Here is a 14017-nt window from a genome sequence, read left to right as displayed (position 1 = left end):
TATTTTAAATGATTTTATTAATGAGAATTTGGCAGACTAAAGTGCTGATCAATGAAACAATACAAAAGAGTACAATATGCTGCCATTTTTTTATATTGGTTGCTGTTTTGAATCCGTTATAGAAAAGGGTAATGCTATAGATAAGTGTGGTAATGGAAAAAACCGTCATGCAAATCATAATCATAAAATCAAGAAAGGGAAATGCTCCCGAAGGATCAGACTGATACTTGATGATATTTTTTCCGGCCAGCCTAATGGATGATATTTTTCCGATGCATTGAAAAAGGATCAGAACAAGCTGAGAAATTAAAACCGTATTGACAATGTCAATAATCCTTGTCTTGCTATTTAGAATTTTGCCTAAAATAAAAAGAACCGCAATGGCCGCTATAAAGCTTAATAAAGTAGAGATTACAATGGTCTGAAATGATGCATTTTCTACAGAGCTGATTCTGTATATACTGGTGAATGTAGTACCTGTCCAATATCCTGCAACTATAGACAGAGCGATTGCAAGGATTCCGACAAGAAGTAAAAGTTTTTCATCGAATCTTTCAAACGGATTAAAAATGGTTTTCCAGTTCATTATGAATTGAGTTTACAGGTTGTTATTTATAGTTTATTTTTCAATTGTTCCACCTTTGTGATCAGATCATCCATTTTATTTCTCATCGTAGGATAGGATAGACCTGCTTGTTTAGCCATTTCTTTAATGCTTCCACTAGACAGGAAGAAATTGAGTACAAAATCCTGCTCATCACGATTGAGTTTAAGCAGAACAGGAAGTTCATAATCTCCACTTACTTCCGTTTTACAACTTGGGCATTTCATCTGGCTTACATTAAGTGTGCTATCACAGCTTGGGCAGACTATCGGTAACTTCATTGAATTTATTTTTTTACTAAAGTAATAATATTTTTAATAAAGTTAAAGTAATTTTTAATAAAATTAAAAAATGATTGTAAAAATGAAGAGTATATTAATTTCTTATTAAGGTGAATAAAAGTATTGGCTATTAAAACAAAATCAAATATTTTTGCCGAAAACTAATTAATATGAAAAAAGCCTTAACCCTTCTGTTTATTGTATCATCATTGGCTGTATATTCACAGATCAGTATTCCGGAATCTTCAGCAAAAGGGATCATTATTACCCAAGATAATCAGAAGATATTTTATACTAAATTAACCTATAGCAAGGGAAAAGTTACCTATACCAATGCTCAGAATGGAGCGCAGGAGTTTCTTTATGACAATTCTGTAAAAGGAATCCAGGAAGATGGGAAGCCTGTCATAGGAAATGTATCTGAAGAACACCTTGCCGGAACTGTTAAAAATACTGAAGCTCCTAAACTGACCTCTAAAAAAGAGATCAAAGAATATCTGATTCAGACCAATAATGTGCAGTATAAGAAAGGAAGAACTGTAAATAATATTGGGACAGCTCTTGTTGCGGGTGGTGCAGCCTGTTTTGTGGTTGGAGGAATATTGAATCTCTCAAAGTCGGACACGAATACAACGAGTGGCTTAAAGAATGGTGAAAGTACAGGATCTTCAGTACCGCTTGTTATTGGGCTGATAGGTGCTGGTGCTGGTGTTGTTCTTAAATTGGTGGGACATTCACAGATGAAAAACGCTATCAATGATTACAGGACTGCCGATATCAAAAGGTTTAAGCCTGATTATTATGTGCTTAATGACAGAAATGGTGTGGGAATGATGATGAAGTTTTAAAGTAAGAAAGAGCCAGCTTTTAGAGAGTTCTTAATAGCAAAAGTCATAAAACCTTAGTAGTAAAGTTTTATGACTTTTTCTCTTGAATATATTGTTTTTAAAACAGAACTGATAAAATAGCTTTACCTTAATATCCCTCTGATTCTATTCGCATTGGTAATCAATTCTTCAAGATATTCATAGTTTTCTTTTTCTAAAGCAGATTTGAATTTTCTCAGCTGGGTAATATGTTCATTCAAAACATCTAATACATTTTCTTTGTTTTGCTTAAAAATGGGAACCCACATTTCAGGGTGTGATTTAGCAAGACGAACCGTACTTGAGAATCCGGAACTGGCAAGCTGGAAGATGGTTTCTTCTTCGCGTTCCTTTTCCAGGACGGTATTGGCCAGGGCATAAGAGGTGATGTGAGAGATATGGGAAATATAAGCCGTGTGGATGTCATGGTCTTCGGCATTCATATAAATGGTGTGCATTTCAAGAGCATTCACAATACCTTCAACGATGTTCAGAGCATCTTCTGCGGATTCTTCTTTGTTGCAGATTACTCCGGCTTTGCCAGAGAAACTTTCAGCAATGGCAGATTTTGGTCCATTATTTTCGGTACCCCACATAGGGTGAAAGGCTACAAATCTTGATCGTTTAGGATGGTTTTTAACGGCACCCACAATTCCTGCTTTGGTAGATCCGGCATCCATAACGGTTTGATGGCCTGATACAAGATCCAAAACATTGGGCAACAGTTTTCTTGCAGCATCTACAGGAATGGCCAGGATAATAAGATCTGAATCTTTCACTCCCTGTTGCAGATTTGCTTCGGCATCAATTATTTTTAAATCCAATGCTTCGTCAATATGCTGTTTGCTGTTATCAATTCCATAGATGAAGCTGGCGATGTTTTTTTCTCTCAATTTCAAGGCCATTGAACCTCCGATTAATCCTACTCCAATAATACTTATTTTCATCTTTCTAAATTTTTTTAAATAAAAAAACCTCGTCCTAGGACGAGGTTTTAAATTATGTTCATAAGAATCCCTATCCCAGATCTGAGTTAAAAATTCTATAATAATATGTTCCGTTGTTAAAATTCACAAAGCAAAATTAAAAAATATTTTTTAAAGTTGAGAATTTTTTATGATATCTTTTTGAAGTGAATTGAAGGATTCTATTATCAAGCGTTGTTTGGAGTGGTTCTTAATCAGCGCTGTGAATGATCGTTCTTTTTACATGGTCCTCTTTCTGCTCCAATTCAAGAGTGGTAACGCCACCGGCAAATAAGAATTCAATTTCAACTTTATTGGGAGATACTTTATAGGTAATGGTTTCCAGACCATCCTGATGAATTTCTTTTTCATTGCTTTGTTTTGGTAATTCTGCAAGAAGAAGGTCTGCTTTTTCCACTTCTTTTTCCTTAATCGTTTTCCGGTATACCTCTGCCATTGTATTTTTAGGGAAAAGACATTCCTGCTGCGTTTCATACTCAACCGTTTTTTCCGTACATTCTTTTAATGTAGGAATTTCCTTGCTTTCTTCAGTGAGTTTTTCTGCTACCGGTACTTTTGCTACAGAGCTGTCTTTCTGTATAGCCTCTGCTTCGTTGACCGATTGTTTTGGATCGTTTTTACATCCTGTCATCAGGAGTAAAGTAATAGTAATTACGCTTATCTTTTTCATTAATAATGGGTTATAATTATCTTGTAAATGGTTTTTTTCTGCCTATGAAATGGTACCCTCTGATTGGTTTTGGAACATCTTTGTACAAATTGCAAATTTCAGGAATGGAAGATTGTTCAGAGGATTGTATCAACTGCCACACCATTTCATCGTAATTCGCATTCCAGCTTGAAAGCTCTGCTTTCCCTTTACGGGCATTAGGATTGGAAGGGTTGTAAAATTCTACTATCATCTTTCCATCGGTTATGATTCCGGTCATAATGCCTTGCTCCAACTTTCCTTCAGTAGTAAACTGGTAAGTTCCTGTTACACTGTCATTGTTTTTTACAGTTTCTAACTTCATCTTGAATAGCTCAAATTGATAAGTAGATAGAGCTTTCCAGGTTCCGGATATCGTATCTTTAATCCGATGGTTCATGATCTGCTGAAAGTAGCCCTGAACAGCCGTACTGTCTCGGGTATTGATTTTTTCTTCCGTTGTCATAGGCTTATTTTCCATGGATTTATTACAGGAAAGCATTCCTAAAATGAACACTATAAGTACAATTTTTTTTATGTTCATATTGTGCTGGCTATGAATTTTAATGATGGATGATTATCGGACCATGGTCTTCAAATGTTATTTTCTGAAGAATGAGTTTGGAGGTTTCAGTTGCTTTTAACATCATGTTTCAGTAATAAAAAACAGAATGGAATTATCTTTTTCATGGGGTTCAATATACCCCTTTTTATGAATGGACTTATTCCCTGTTTATGGGGATTTTTGTCTTTTAGCAGTATAGGGCTAAGATTAAATGCCCTTCTCAGTACTTTTTATGCTGAGAAGGGCAGATGATGTTGATTATTTAATATCAACTTATATATTTCCTGGGGAATTTTAAATTTTTGAAATTTTACCGTTGGCGGCAATTTTATATTTTTCCTTTTTCTTCTTATTTGAACTGTCTGTAAAGCTAATTTCATAGATGTCAACAGTCATATCCGGGTTCATAATAAATGTTTCGTAGGTTTCCTCTTCAGGCATAGCGTAGCCTATTGACTGACGGCTAATAATTTTATCATTATTTACCGTAACCAGTTCTTGTGAATTAGAATCACCTTCAAAGTTCAAAACATATATATTGATAGGGCTTCCGGAAGCGGACTGTATTTGAAAAATAGACTCAGGGCTGCCTTCTGTAATGCCTATAATTTTAATTATTTTATCAGATTCTGATTGACCCAAAACCGGATATTTTTTTGAACAGTCCGGAGAGCCTTCCTGTATACAGGTTTTTTTATATTCTTCATAATTAAAGGGAAGAGAGACATATTGAGTGTTGGCTGAACTTTCATTTGCTGGTTCAGCAGTTTCTTGGGCAGGTTTTGAAGAGACTAAGGTATCCTGTGCTTGTACAGCATTTTGATTTGTATTATTAGGTTCAGGTGCTTTCTTACATGATATCAATGCAAAAAATACAAATGGCAATACTAGTTTATTCATATATAATATATTATTTCTAATTTATTTAGTTCGGTCGTACACTCTTTGAGGAATTTTTGAAGTATCTTTTTTCTGACTTTTCATCAAATCAATATATTTAAGATATGCTTCTTTTGACACTTGTTTATTGTTAAGTCCCCATTTCGAATCAGCATAGTTTAACCAAGCTACAACTCTGTTAGGATATTGTGAGAGTATTTTATCAAGAATGAAAATAGAGTTATTATAGTTTTTATTTTGCTCTTGATAATAGGCTATATTATTGTAGTCATTTACTGTTTTTTCATTTAAAGGGTATTGCTTTAAAAGTAGTGTGATTTCATTATCATTTAACGATGGGGTACATTAATAGTCTTTATTAATTTTTGAAACAATATCCAATGCCTGTTTTAAGTCCAACTTCCTAGTGTACATTGCCAAATCCTTTTCAGTAAATGTATTGATATCATTAGGGGAAAGGGCAGAACCATTTGTAGGTAAATAAGTATATGACAGTTTACAAATATCATCCTGTTCCACATAGGTTTCTTTTGAAAAGTCTATTTTGTTTAATTGTATAGTATTGGAAGCTGAAGTAAAATAATATCTATAAATAAGAAGATTATGGGGATTATCATCTTCACTAGTCTTTTTTACTATGAGAGAATTGTTTTCAAAATAAACATCACCTGATTTTGGAACAATGGACTTTGTTGCGAAGTTTACAGTGTAGTTGTTATCTTGTATAGAGAATGTAAAGTTTTTATCTTTAATAATTAAACTGTTTTCTTTCTACTCTTCATTTTACTTTCTTTTCCATAACAAGAAAGTAAAATGAAGGCGAAAAGTAAGGAAAGGGTTTTCATCATTTTGTAGTATTAGTAATAAAAGAATCACTTTTTAGTGTTATATTTTTATAAGTACCAGTTTCTATAAATAAATCTCTCATTTTACTTATTCCATATTATTGAAATTAATCTAAATCATCAGCTGATTTGGCGTATTGTAAGAGAAAAACATTATTTGTTTTATTTTTTTCCTTGGTTTTTATTAAGTCACTTTTTATCCAAAATTGATTATTTTTTTTATAAATTTTTCCTATCAACTCTTTATCTTTTATATTATAAAGTAATAATGAATCTTTTTCCTGTTTAGTTTCTACTTTAAACTTAAAGGAATTTTTCCCGCTAAATCCAAAATCTGAATTAGCTTGATCTATATCAATATAATAACTCCCTATGGAATCTGAGCTACTTTGTGGTTTATAATAATATACTCCATTCCAATTGGCATTTATCTTTATTGTAGTTTTTATAAATTCAGGAGATAGATCATCATAGTTTGATTTTGTTCCATCTCCTTCATCTGTATTATTGTATGGAGCGTTCTTTAAAGAGTTCATTTCTTTGTTATTCCGTAAATGACCTTTATTTTCTTGTTTATTGCAAGAAAGTAAAACGAGAATAAAAAGTAAAGAAATTCTTTTCATTGTTTCTTAGGTTAATGAGCTTTCTGTTTATTGAAATTTCCCATATCATTTAAAGAATATAATGCAATTAATTTCCTTTTGTTATTATTTTCAGAATAAATGGATATTTCATATTTTTCATTAATAGAAAATACAGTTGTTTCATCACTGTCACCATTGCTATTACCAACTTCGAGCCCATCGATTAATTTTCCTTCTTTTAATGTAACAAGATAGAGTAGATCACTATCTCCACTCATATTATTTATAATATAAAAATCAAAATTTCCTTTTGAAGGAAGTTGTGCCATTGCATCTACATTAAGTTGATACTTTTGTTTAAATAAGTTTTTGATATTGTTATCAGAGGGAGTTTCTAATTTAATTTTGTCACTTAAATTTTTATAATCCAATGGTAATACATTAGATATTGGAATACTGTTGTTTGCTTGGTTAGTTTTTTTAGCTTCAGGATTATCTTTGGATTCAATTTTATTTTCTTTCCTTAAAATACATTTAGTAGGAGCATAATATTCTCCATCAGGTGTTTTTATAATTTCCCAATTTAGATTTTTATCTATTATTTTTATAAGACATGTTCCTTTTCCAGAATTGAAAAAACTATGAAATTCACCAACATAAGCATTTTTATCTTTATTAAAAATTGCTTTTATATTGGTATTTTGTTCAAAATCACAGTCAAGTTTTTGTCCATTGTTATATACTGCACAATATTGTGCAAATAAAGAATCTTTAGTGATTCTTTGAATTTTAATGGTGAATTCTTGACTTTTGTCTTCCGATCTCCAACGCCATGTTTCAGGTAGGGTAGATACATTCTCTAAAATTGAGTTGTTGATAACTTTATTGTCTTTAGAATCGTGCCCTTTACACGAAATCATTGTGCCAAATAGGCATACTAATATTAAAAATCTATAAATCATAATTGAAAATCTATAATGTGTAATTTAAACATTTATCAACTCTTATTTTGAGGCCATTTAAATAATCTTCAGAAAACCAGTTTTGGGAAGCTCCATAATCATAATATGCTTTTCTTATTTCGCTTATTCTTGTTAATAATTTTTCTTGATCTTGTGGTTGATTTAAAGCATTTGCGGTTTGTTTTCCCATTCCTCCATCAACTGTAATACTTTGATTAAATTCATTAACGAGTAATTTCTGCACTTCTTTAATGGCTCCTCCAGAAGTAATACTCCAATCATAGACCATAAGAGCTACTCTTAAATTATTGATTTCACAATATCCTTTAGGCTCCCAATATCTTTTTCTATAAATAATAGTAGCTTGCTCTTCTGTTAATTTTTTTTGATTTTCTGTTGTTGGTTCTACTCCTAAGTCTTCTTTAGCGTACTTTTGCCAAACGGGCCATGATATTCCCCTATTAGTAGGATCTCCTTTATCCTTAGCCGGTTCATTTTTATATCCACCCTCATGTTTTAAAATGATAGGAGCTACTTTTTTGAATTTATCTTCACAAGAACTTGGTGTAGCAGAAGCTGGTTGATTTTGCTGAGATTTATATGTTTCAAAACAACTACAAGTATTTGCAAACCCTGATTCAATAGCTAATTGAACGATACTTTTTCCGTTTAGACTCGTAGAGTTTTTACAAAAATATTTATCTTCTAAATAAATTGAATCAAACTCCCTAACATCCATATGTATCCAGCTATAGGTATGATCTTGTCTTGGATTACCTTTGGCATCATATAATAAATCAATAGGCTCTATTGAATATAAATTTGAATTTGGCCATTCTTTTTGAGCGCCTAAGTATTTTATAAATATATTGTCTCTCATATTTCTTAATTCTGCGAGATTTTTCTTTTGTGGCCCTCTTATTTCCCAACTTCCTTTGCTGAATTGCATATCAATTGCTTTTCCTTGATGGTTTGTAGTAGCGAAATTTTTAAACCTACATCTATATCCCGAAGAAAAAGAATCTATTTTGTATGTAGTTTGCTTGCTAAAATAAAATTGTAATGCTTTAAATCCAAATAAAAGTGATCTATGAATACCAGGATATTCATACATATTATATGCTTCATCTTTAACATTATTTTTATATGTATTCTTTCCTGTAGCATCACCGAAACTTGTACAATTATTGACCTCCTGAATTTTTCGAAGTTTACTAGTTACCTTTTTTCCTTTTGTAGTACAGCTACATTTCAATTGATTCCAAAGATTTGTACTGATATCAAAGTTTTTAGAAAACTCATCAATGGCTCTTAATACATTTCCACATACTTTACCCGTTTCAGGAACTTTCATATAATCCTTCTGAAACTGTTTCACCATTTTCTCTGACCGGTCTGTAAATTTATCCGTAGGTACATTTCCTCCAAATCCGGATAAACGGATATTGATCTCTCTTATCAGTTCGCTAGGCGGAGAGTTTTTGTCAATACAGAATTTCCCGCCACAATTTTTTGGATCAGCTTTTGGCTGATTTTGTACTCCACTTGGGGTCGTTCCATTATTTTGTGGTTTCGGAGCTTCAATAATATCCACATCAATAGTCTGAGACTTGGATGAAAGATTCAGGAAGATAACTTCTGCAAAGATTTCCTGTTGTCCTCCTTTCCAATATTCACCACTATCAGGGTTTCTCGGATTGTTTCCTACTTCTCCCGTTTTTTGCATAGCAGGAGTGAGTGGCATAGAAAGGTTTATTTTATCAGCCAGGAAAGTATGCTCATGACTATATAACAGGTCATTATCTCCTATAAGGTCATGTTCCCATATTTTAAGAATATATTTTTTGCCTACAAGATTTTTTGATTCTATATGGACGATTATGGTTTCTCCATATTTAGGATTTTTGCCAAATTCTTTACCGTTTTTATCCGTTAGTTTTACCTGGGTAATTACTCCTTTTTTGTCTGGCTGGTTATTAGGGGAATTAGGTCTGGTGGATCCTTTTGGAGAATTGGGATTAGGTTGAGGTTTTGGACCATTGGGTTGTCTGGACGGTGCAGGAGGAGCTTTATACTCAGGATTATTAGCATTGGCGTTATCTGAGGCTTTTAATTTCCCATTGTATTCTGCCGTAACATAATATTCATGCTGCTTTTTATCATCTTCCCTTTGATTGGCAAGAGCAATATAAGTATTAAGAAGTGTAAAATTCCAACGGGCATTTCCCTGGCTATCCACCAGTACAGGAGGAGATTTTACGATAGATTGATTTTTGTTATTGTGTCCATCACCATTTTCATCGTCTTCCCATAAGGTAAAGACAATATGTTCTCCTTCCAGACCCTGGCATTTGGCCGTTGCTGTCAGGCGATCTTTATAGCTTAGTTTTTTATTGACAGCTGTTCCATCCTGAAAAGTGAGTTTTACCTCAAGAATATTTTTTTCTGTGGAAGGCTGCTGCTCATTTTTTTGAGGCTGTACAATAATAGACATAGGTTCCTTACCTTCAGGGCTATTAAGATACCCTTCAACTCTGAAAGTTTCCTGCCAGGAATCTTTGCCAAAAGTAAATTCTCCGACTTTTTTCTTAATGTTAGTAGTGGTAAACTGCCCATCCGGCCTTTTCCTGAACAATTCCCAGGTGACAAGAGCTTCATTTTTTTCATTAGCAGGGGTATCAGGATACCATTCTGTTACTTTATAGAAGGTTTTTTCTCCTGTTTTAGGAGAAGTATTGCCGGAGATTCTTAAAACGCCTTTTTTTGCCATGATCTTTAGTTTTTAGGGTTACCAGGCGTATGCCTCCTTTCCATCAGTTTCTGCCTTGAATTTGTCAAAATTTACAACAGGGTTATACACCTGTTGCTCTTGACTATCAGCATTGTTAACCTGACCTTTTCGCGTCTCGTTTTGTTGACCATGTTTTAAGATGGTAATCTTTCCTCCTGTAGTACACATCAATTCAGATATTTCAGTCAGGCAGCATTTCCCCATAATCTTTACTTTTTCGTAAGGTTTTTGCCATTTTCCTGCAGGGGCATAAGCACAAGGAAGATATCCTCCAGGAGTGGGCTTAAGCTTACATTGTCCAAAAGGCTGCGCAGGAGGGTCAAGCTGTACATCATCTTCGGTTACCGCAAGATAATCTGCTTCTCCTTCCTTGTTGTTCCAATAGTGTTTTTGCTGGCTGGTTACCTTAAATTTAGGAAACTTGAAGCCCTGGTTACACTGTACAGTTCCTTTTTGTATGATAAAATATTTTCCATCATGCGGGCTTGAACTGCTTTCGCCAGCTTTATCTTTCTTCTCTTCTTTTTGTTCTTGCTTTTCGTCTGCTTTTTCAGAGGATTGATTTTCACCAGATGACTCTTCTGAAGAAGATTCTTCGGGAGTTCCTTTATCCTCAGTACTTTCCTGAGATCCGGCAGCAGATGAAGTTTGGGATTCCTTTTCTTCTGCGATAAGCTGAGGATCTTCCGGAATCATTATTTTCTTTCCCGGAATAGGTTCCTGCATCATATCCTCCTCTGAGCAGTGGAGATTGTGATAGGTCTTTAAAATACCTTCGTTTTTCAGCTTAAATTGCTGAGCCAGCGAGCTGAATGTGTCGCCTTGCTGTATGACATAACTTTTCATATTATCCTTGTGTTATCGTGATTGTGTGTTTTTGAACTGACTCTGCTTCACGCCATAAGTTGATAGTAGCTGAGGCCTGAAGAAGGTTTTTATTTTTCTTATGAGTGGTGTATTGAATAATAATGCTTCCAGAAACGGGATCATCAACCGGTTTATTGTATTGGTTTCCTGTTCTTAGTTCCTGTAAGCTGTAAAGCGCTGTAATGTTTCCCGTTAAAATGGTTGTAATATGATCCTGATTTTCATCTTTTTGCTCAATTTCCATAGTGCATTGAACAGGAAAAGAGTTTTGTAAGAAATAAAATGATTCTGCCCATGCTGTTTTCTTATGAAACCATTCCATTCTGGGGAACAGGGTCTGAAAGAGTAGGGTACTTTGTAATTGACGTAGGAAAAAAATTTCATCTGAAATATTTTTTTCAAAAGTATCCATATAACGTTCAGAAATTTCTCCGACAAAGAAATCAAGGTCTTTTCGTTTGCCAGCAAATTTTTCAGTAATTTTTTTATGATCTGCAAATCCGGTTATTTTGCCTGAATCATTTAGGATAATATCAATAGGCATAATGCTCTTCATACAGGTAATTGATAGATTACTCATGGTTGCATCCGGAGGGTTTCCGTTTGATGTAAATTGATCCTGGTTATAAGACAATATATAATGATTTTGTTTTTGGTCTTTATATACATCAAGATTTACATGATAATCTATTTTTAAAGGAGACTCAAATGGACTTTCAAAAGCTTCAGTAACTTTATAGGCTTTTTCAAAAAATGAATCGGACAGTTGTGAAGAAGGAAGTAGGTTTTTTCTTTCCAGATTTTTTTGTTTTTCAGTTTTAATATGGATCGGAACGAAAACATTTTTAACTTCATTAAGGTTTTCAAACCAAATTCTGTCCATTCTTTGGCAATGAGAATTATGAAATAGCTTGAGTTCCTCTCCGGTTATGCCCAACCGGGAAGCAATGGAATTCAGGGTGTCCCCGTTGCGAACCTTATATTCTAAAAAATCAATATCCATTCAACGTGAATTATAGTATAAAGCTATTAAAAAACTATATTTGAAATTAATTTTTAAGGTTAAATTTGAAAAATTGTAGTAAAACTACGACAAAGAATCCTCAGGAATTTTGACCCAAAATCATCAAAAGATTTGATAATTTTGTGAGAAAAGCAAGTAATGATGCTCAATATAATCCCATTCCCATAAACATAATGATATGAAAAATAAATATTTACAAAGCATTTTTATTCTATTGATAACATTCCATTGGGGATATGCCGGGAGTTTCTCTGATGAATGGTTTTCAACAAAAAAAGATACGATCAGCATTAAGGAAAGTCTTAACGAAGAAGATATTGAAACTAATGAATACCTGAAAGATCGTTTGAAACCTATTCAGTCTAATTTTAAAAGAATCAATTCTATTTTAAAATGGACTTCCATTAAAAAGAAAAACATTGAAGGCGAGTCAGCTGAAGGTGGAGAAGCTACCTATTACTATAAGAATAAGCGTCTGGAAAAAATTATGGCCAGACATTATGGAGAAATGGGACAAGTTTTGATTGAATATTATCTACTCAACGGAAAGTTATCTTTTGTTTTTGAAAAAGAGTATCAATACAATCGTCCGCTTTTTTATGATACAAAAGCTATGAAGGAGAATAATGATACGGAAGCTTTTGACTTTGAAAAATCAGAGATTACAGAGACGAGAAATTACTTTGAAAAGGGATCTCTGCTGCATATTGTGAACAGCCAGGACTGTGGTGCTCCTTTCAGTGGGGAGTACATGAGAGAAGAGGATAAAAGCATACAAAATGATTTTAAAAGGCTTTTAAAGCTGGAGAAAGCAAAGTAATATTTTTATTTTACCAGATATGATGGAAATGTTCATTTTTACAACTTTAGTGATCTTTTCATGCATGAAAATTTAAACTTAAAAAACTTTAGAGTTTAAAATTCTTTTGTGACTTTTGACTTCTTCAAATCTTCGATTTGTGGTTGAAAAAATAAATTATTTGGTTTCTTTAATAAGAGTAAGACGTTCCTCAACCTCTTTGATCTTCGTGATCCAGTAATTAATTCCTTCCTGATTCGTCACTGTTTTCTTAAATGCATTGTGGCTCACCGTCCATAGCTTAGAACCATTTTGCTGATATTCAATTTCACGCTCCCTTTTGGTTTCCGGTTCTATGCGGTATCTCCAATACACCAAGGAGTGCATGTATTCTGCACGGATTTTTTCAAGATAGGAGATGATGGCTTTTCGGTCCTGGGGAATATATCCCGGCCCTGAACATCCACAGGAATGAAAGGTAATTCCTACAGTGTATAGATCTTTAATATGTGCCCATTGCTTATGGTCATTTTTTGCCGGTGATTCAAAGTCCAGGCCCATATTGGCCATAAGATTCCCACATTCGGGGCACTTGGCTTCCACGGAGATCTGAGCATCTCTGTCTACATCTTTTAAAACACGACGTTTGAAGGTTTTCTGACAGTTGAAACAAGCATAATGACATTTATAAACCATCATGGCATATCGGCACATAGTTAATCTTTTGTTTTTTTAGTTATTAATTATTTTCTTCTTCTTCATAGCTGATTCCCATAAAGCTGTTGGCACTTCTCGGGTCATAAACAGACCAGATATTTCCCCATGGAAAGTTGAAAATACAGCTTGGGTAAGGCATTTTCTTTTTCCGGGTGGGAGGGGCTCCCAAAATTAAGCTCAGAAACTTATTATTCCGGTGGAATACCTGCATTTCTTTTTCTTCCGTCCATTCATTCCAGTCTTTGGCGTCCGTACTTTCCCATGTATTCATGTGAATGCTGTGCAGCTGATCTCCCAAAAAACAGAGACTGAAGGAAAGCTGATGGCCTTCAACTTCTATAGTCTTGAAATAATACCAAAAATATCCGGTTTTTACATCCCATCTATTTAGATATTTCTTCTTATAAAAATCAGTCTGTTTCAGCTGTTCAAGCAACATTCCCTTATGCAATTGAGTATGGAAATCTATCAGTTCCAGGCTGCCATTTTCATTGTTAACCAGCATATTCAAAAAAAATGAAGCTATAAATATACCCGT

16 protein-coding genes are annotated in these 14017 nt (G+C 33.8%); 2 read left to right on the top strand and 14 right to left on the bottom strand.

The genetic code is table 11. The features are described 5' to 3' along the window. Window positions 1–4 precede the first annotated feature (4 nt). Window positions 5–586, bottom strand: a complete 582-nt coding sequence (locus NBX25_RS07670) for a YIP1 family protein (RefSeq protein ID WP_123908505.1) — start codon at window positions 584–586, stop codon at window positions 5–7. A gap of 26 nt (window positions 587–612) precedes the next feature. Continuing rightward, window positions 613–885 carry a DUF2089 family protein gene (locus NBX25_RS07665; RefSeq protein WP_123908504.1) on the bottom strand — a complete coding sequence of 91 codons (273 nt, stop codon included), beginning with the start codon at window positions 883–885 and terminating at the stop codon, window positions 613–615. Window positions 886–1055: 170 nt separating this feature from the next. On the opposite strand from NBX25_RS07665, the gene NBX25_RS07660 reads away from it, so the two are divergent. Next, window positions 1056–1733 (top strand): hypothetical protein, encoded by a 678-nt coding sequence (locus NBX25_RS07660; protein WP_250253341.1) that lies wholly within the window; start codon window positions 1056–1058, stop codon window positions 1731–1733. Between the two features lie 122 nt (window positions 1734–1855). Here the strand turns inward: NBX25_RS07660 and NBX25_RS07655 are convergent, their stop codons facing one another. The 10 genes from NBX25_RS07655 to NBX25_RS07610 all read right to left on the bottom strand — a co-directional run bounded on the left by NBX25_RS07655 (window position 1856) and on the right by NBX25_RS07610 (window position 11942). Next, window positions 1856–2698: a prephenate dehydrogenase gene (locus NBX25_RS07655; RefSeq protein WP_250253340.1), complete on the bottom strand. Its 843-nt coding sequence runs from the start codon at window positions 2696–2698 to the stop codon at window positions 1856–1858. Window positions 2699–2927: 229 nt separating this feature from the next. Next, window positions 2928–3407, bottom strand: a complete 480-nt coding sequence (locus NBX25_RS07650) for a hypothetical protein (protein WP_250253339.1) — start codon at window positions 3405–3407, stop codon at window positions 2928–2930. Between the two features lie 16 nt (window positions 3408–3423). Further along, window positions 3424–3969: a hypothetical protein gene (locus NBX25_RS07645; protein WP_250253338.1), complete on the bottom strand. Its 546-nt coding sequence runs from the start codon at window positions 3967–3969 to the stop codon at window positions 3424–3426. 315 nt (window positions 3970–4284) lie between these two features. After that, the gene (locus NBX25_RS07640) at window positions 4285–4890 is read right to left on the bottom strand and encodes a hypothetical protein (RefSeq protein ID WP_250253337.1); all 606 of its coding nucleotides are present in this window, start codon (window positions 4888–4890) and stop codon (window positions 4285–4287) included. Window positions 4891–5235: 345 nt separating this feature from the next. Continuing rightward, a complete protein-coding gene (locus tag NBX25_RS07635) occupies window positions 5236–5409 on the bottom strand; it encodes a hypothetical protein (RefSeq protein WP_250253336.1) in 174 nt (57 codons plus the stop codon). 433 nt (window positions 5410–5842) lie between these two features. Continuing rightward, window positions 5843–6358, bottom strand: coding sequence for a hypothetical protein (locus NBX25_RS07630; protein ID WP_250253335.1), 516 nt, complete (start codon window positions 6356–6358; stop codon window positions 5843–5845). Between the two features lie 11 nt (window positions 6359–6369). Further along, on the bottom strand, window positions 6370–7281 hold the full coding sequence (locus NBX25_RS07625) for a hypothetical protein (protein WP_250253334.1): 912 nt from the start codon (window positions 7279–7281) through the stop codon (window positions 6370–6372). A gap of 10 nt (window positions 7282–7291) precedes the next feature. Then, window positions 7292–10051 (bottom strand): glycosyl hydrolase 108 family protein, encoded by a 2760-nt coding sequence (locus NBX25_RS07620; protein WP_250253333.1) that lies wholly within the window; start codon window positions 10049–10051, stop codon window positions 7292–7294. A gap of 18 nt (window positions 10052–10069) precedes the next feature. Continuing rightward, window positions 10070–10918, bottom strand: coding sequence for a DUF4280 domain-containing protein (locus NBX25_RS07615; protein ID WP_250253332.1), 849 nt, complete (start codon window positions 10916–10918; stop codon window positions 10070–10072). A gap of 1 nt (window position 10919) precedes the next feature. Next, on the bottom strand, window positions 10920–11942 hold the full coding sequence (locus tag NBX25_RS07610) for a LysM peptidoglycan-binding domain-containing protein (RefSeq protein WP_123908495.1): 1023 nt from the start codon (window positions 11940–11942) through the stop codon (window positions 10920–10922). 199 nt (window positions 11943–12141) lie between these two features. On the opposite strand from NBX25_RS07610, the gene NBX25_RS07605 reads away from it, so the two are divergent. Next, window positions 12142–12783 (top strand): hypothetical protein, encoded by a 642-nt coding sequence (locus NBX25_RS07605; protein WP_250253331.1) that lies wholly within the window; start codon window positions 12142–12144, stop codon window positions 12781–12783. A gap of 156 nt (window positions 12784–12939) precedes the next feature. Here the strand turns inward: NBX25_RS07605 and NBX25_RS07600 are convergent, their stop codons facing one another. Both NBX25_RS07600 and NBX25_RS07595 read right to left on the bottom strand, forming a co-directional pair. Further along, the gene (locus NBX25_RS07600; RefSeq protein WP_250253330.1) at window positions 12940–13461 is read right to left on the bottom strand and encodes a hypothetical protein; all 522 of its coding nucleotides are present in this window, start codon (window positions 13459–13461) and stop codon (window positions 12940–12942) included. Window positions 13462–13501: 40 nt separating this feature from the next. Continuing rightward, entirely contained in the window at window positions 13502–13984 is a 483-nt protein-coding gene (locus tag NBX25_RS07595) for a hypothetical protein (RefSeq protein ID WP_123908492.1), read from the bottom strand. Window positions 13985–14017: the final 33 nt, after the last annotated feature.

Origin of the sequence: Chryseobacterium sp. Marseille-Q3244 (genome assembly GCF_940807095.1) — a bacterium.
Taxonomy (GTDB): Bacteria; Bacteroidota; Bacteroidia; order Flavobacteriales; family Weeksellaceae; genus Chryseobacterium.
Note: the sequence above shows the minus strand (reverse complement) of the source record. Positions and strands in the feature narration are given on the sequence as shown.

What these genes read in the sequence shown, in the direction of transcription:
- NBX25_RS07670 (WP_123908505.1), bottom strand. Translation starts at nt 586, where the DNA reads ATGAACTGGAAAACCATTTTTAATCCGTTTGAAAGATTCGATGAAAAA.
- NBX25_RS07665 (WP_123908504.1), bottom strand. Translation starts at nt 885, where the DNA reads ATGAAGTTACCGATAGTCTGCCCAAGCTGTGATAGCACACTTAATGTA.
- NBX25_RS07660 (WP_250253341.1), top strand. Translation starts at nt 1,056, where the DNA reads ATGAAAAAAGCCTTAACCCTTCTGTTTATTGTATCATCATTGGCTGTA.
- NBX25_RS07655 (WP_250253340.1), bottom strand. Translation starts at nt 2,698, where the DNA reads ATGAAAATAAGTATTATTGGAGTAGGATTAATCGGAGGTTCAATGGCC.
- NBX25_RS07650 (WP_250253339.1), bottom strand. Translation starts at nt 3,407, where the DNA reads ATGAAAAAGATAAGCGTAATTACTATTACTTTACTCCTGATGACAGGA.
- NBX25_RS07645 (WP_250253338.1), bottom strand. Translation starts at nt 3,969, where the DNA reads ATGAACATAAAAAAAATTGTACTTATAGTGTTCATTTTAGGAATGCTT.
- NBX25_RS07640 (WP_250253337.1), bottom strand. Translation starts at nt 4,890, where the DNA reads ATGAATAAACTAGTATTGCCATTTGTATTTTTTGCATTGATATCATGT.
- NBX25_RS07630 (WP_250253335.1), bottom strand. Translation starts at nt 6,358, where the DNA reads ATGAAAAGAATTTCTTTACTTTTTATTCTCGTTTTACTTTCTTGCAAT.
- NBX25_RS07625 (WP_250253334.1), bottom strand. Translation starts at nt 7,281, where the DNA reads ATGATTTATAGATTTTTAATATTAGTATGCCTATTTGGCACAATGATT.
- NBX25_RS07620 (WP_250253333.1), bottom strand. Translation starts at nt 10,051, where the DNA reads ATGGCAAAAAAAGGCGTTTTAAGAATCTCCGGCAATACTTCTCCTAAA.
- NBX25_RS07615 (WP_250253332.1), bottom strand. Translation starts at nt 10,918, where the DNA reads ATGAAAAGTTATGTCATACAGCAAGGCGACACATTCAGCTCGCTGGCT.
- NBX25_RS07610 (WP_123908495.1), bottom strand. Translation starts at nt 11,942, where the DNA reads ATGGATATTGATTTTTTAGAATATAAGGTTCGCAACGGGGACACCCTG.
- NBX25_RS07605 (WP_250253331.1), top strand. Translation starts at nt 12,142, where the DNA reads ATGAAAAATAAATATTTACAAAGCATTTTTATTCTATTGATAACATTC.
- NBX25_RS07600 (WP_250253330.1), bottom strand. Translation starts at nt 13,461, where the DNA reads ATGATGGTTTATAAATGTCATTATGCTTGTTTCAACTGTCAGAAAACC.
- NBX25_RS07595 (WP_123908492.1), bottom strand. Translation starts at nt 13,984, where the DNA reads ATGCTGGTTAACAATGAAAATGGCAGCCTGGAACTGATAGATTTCCAT.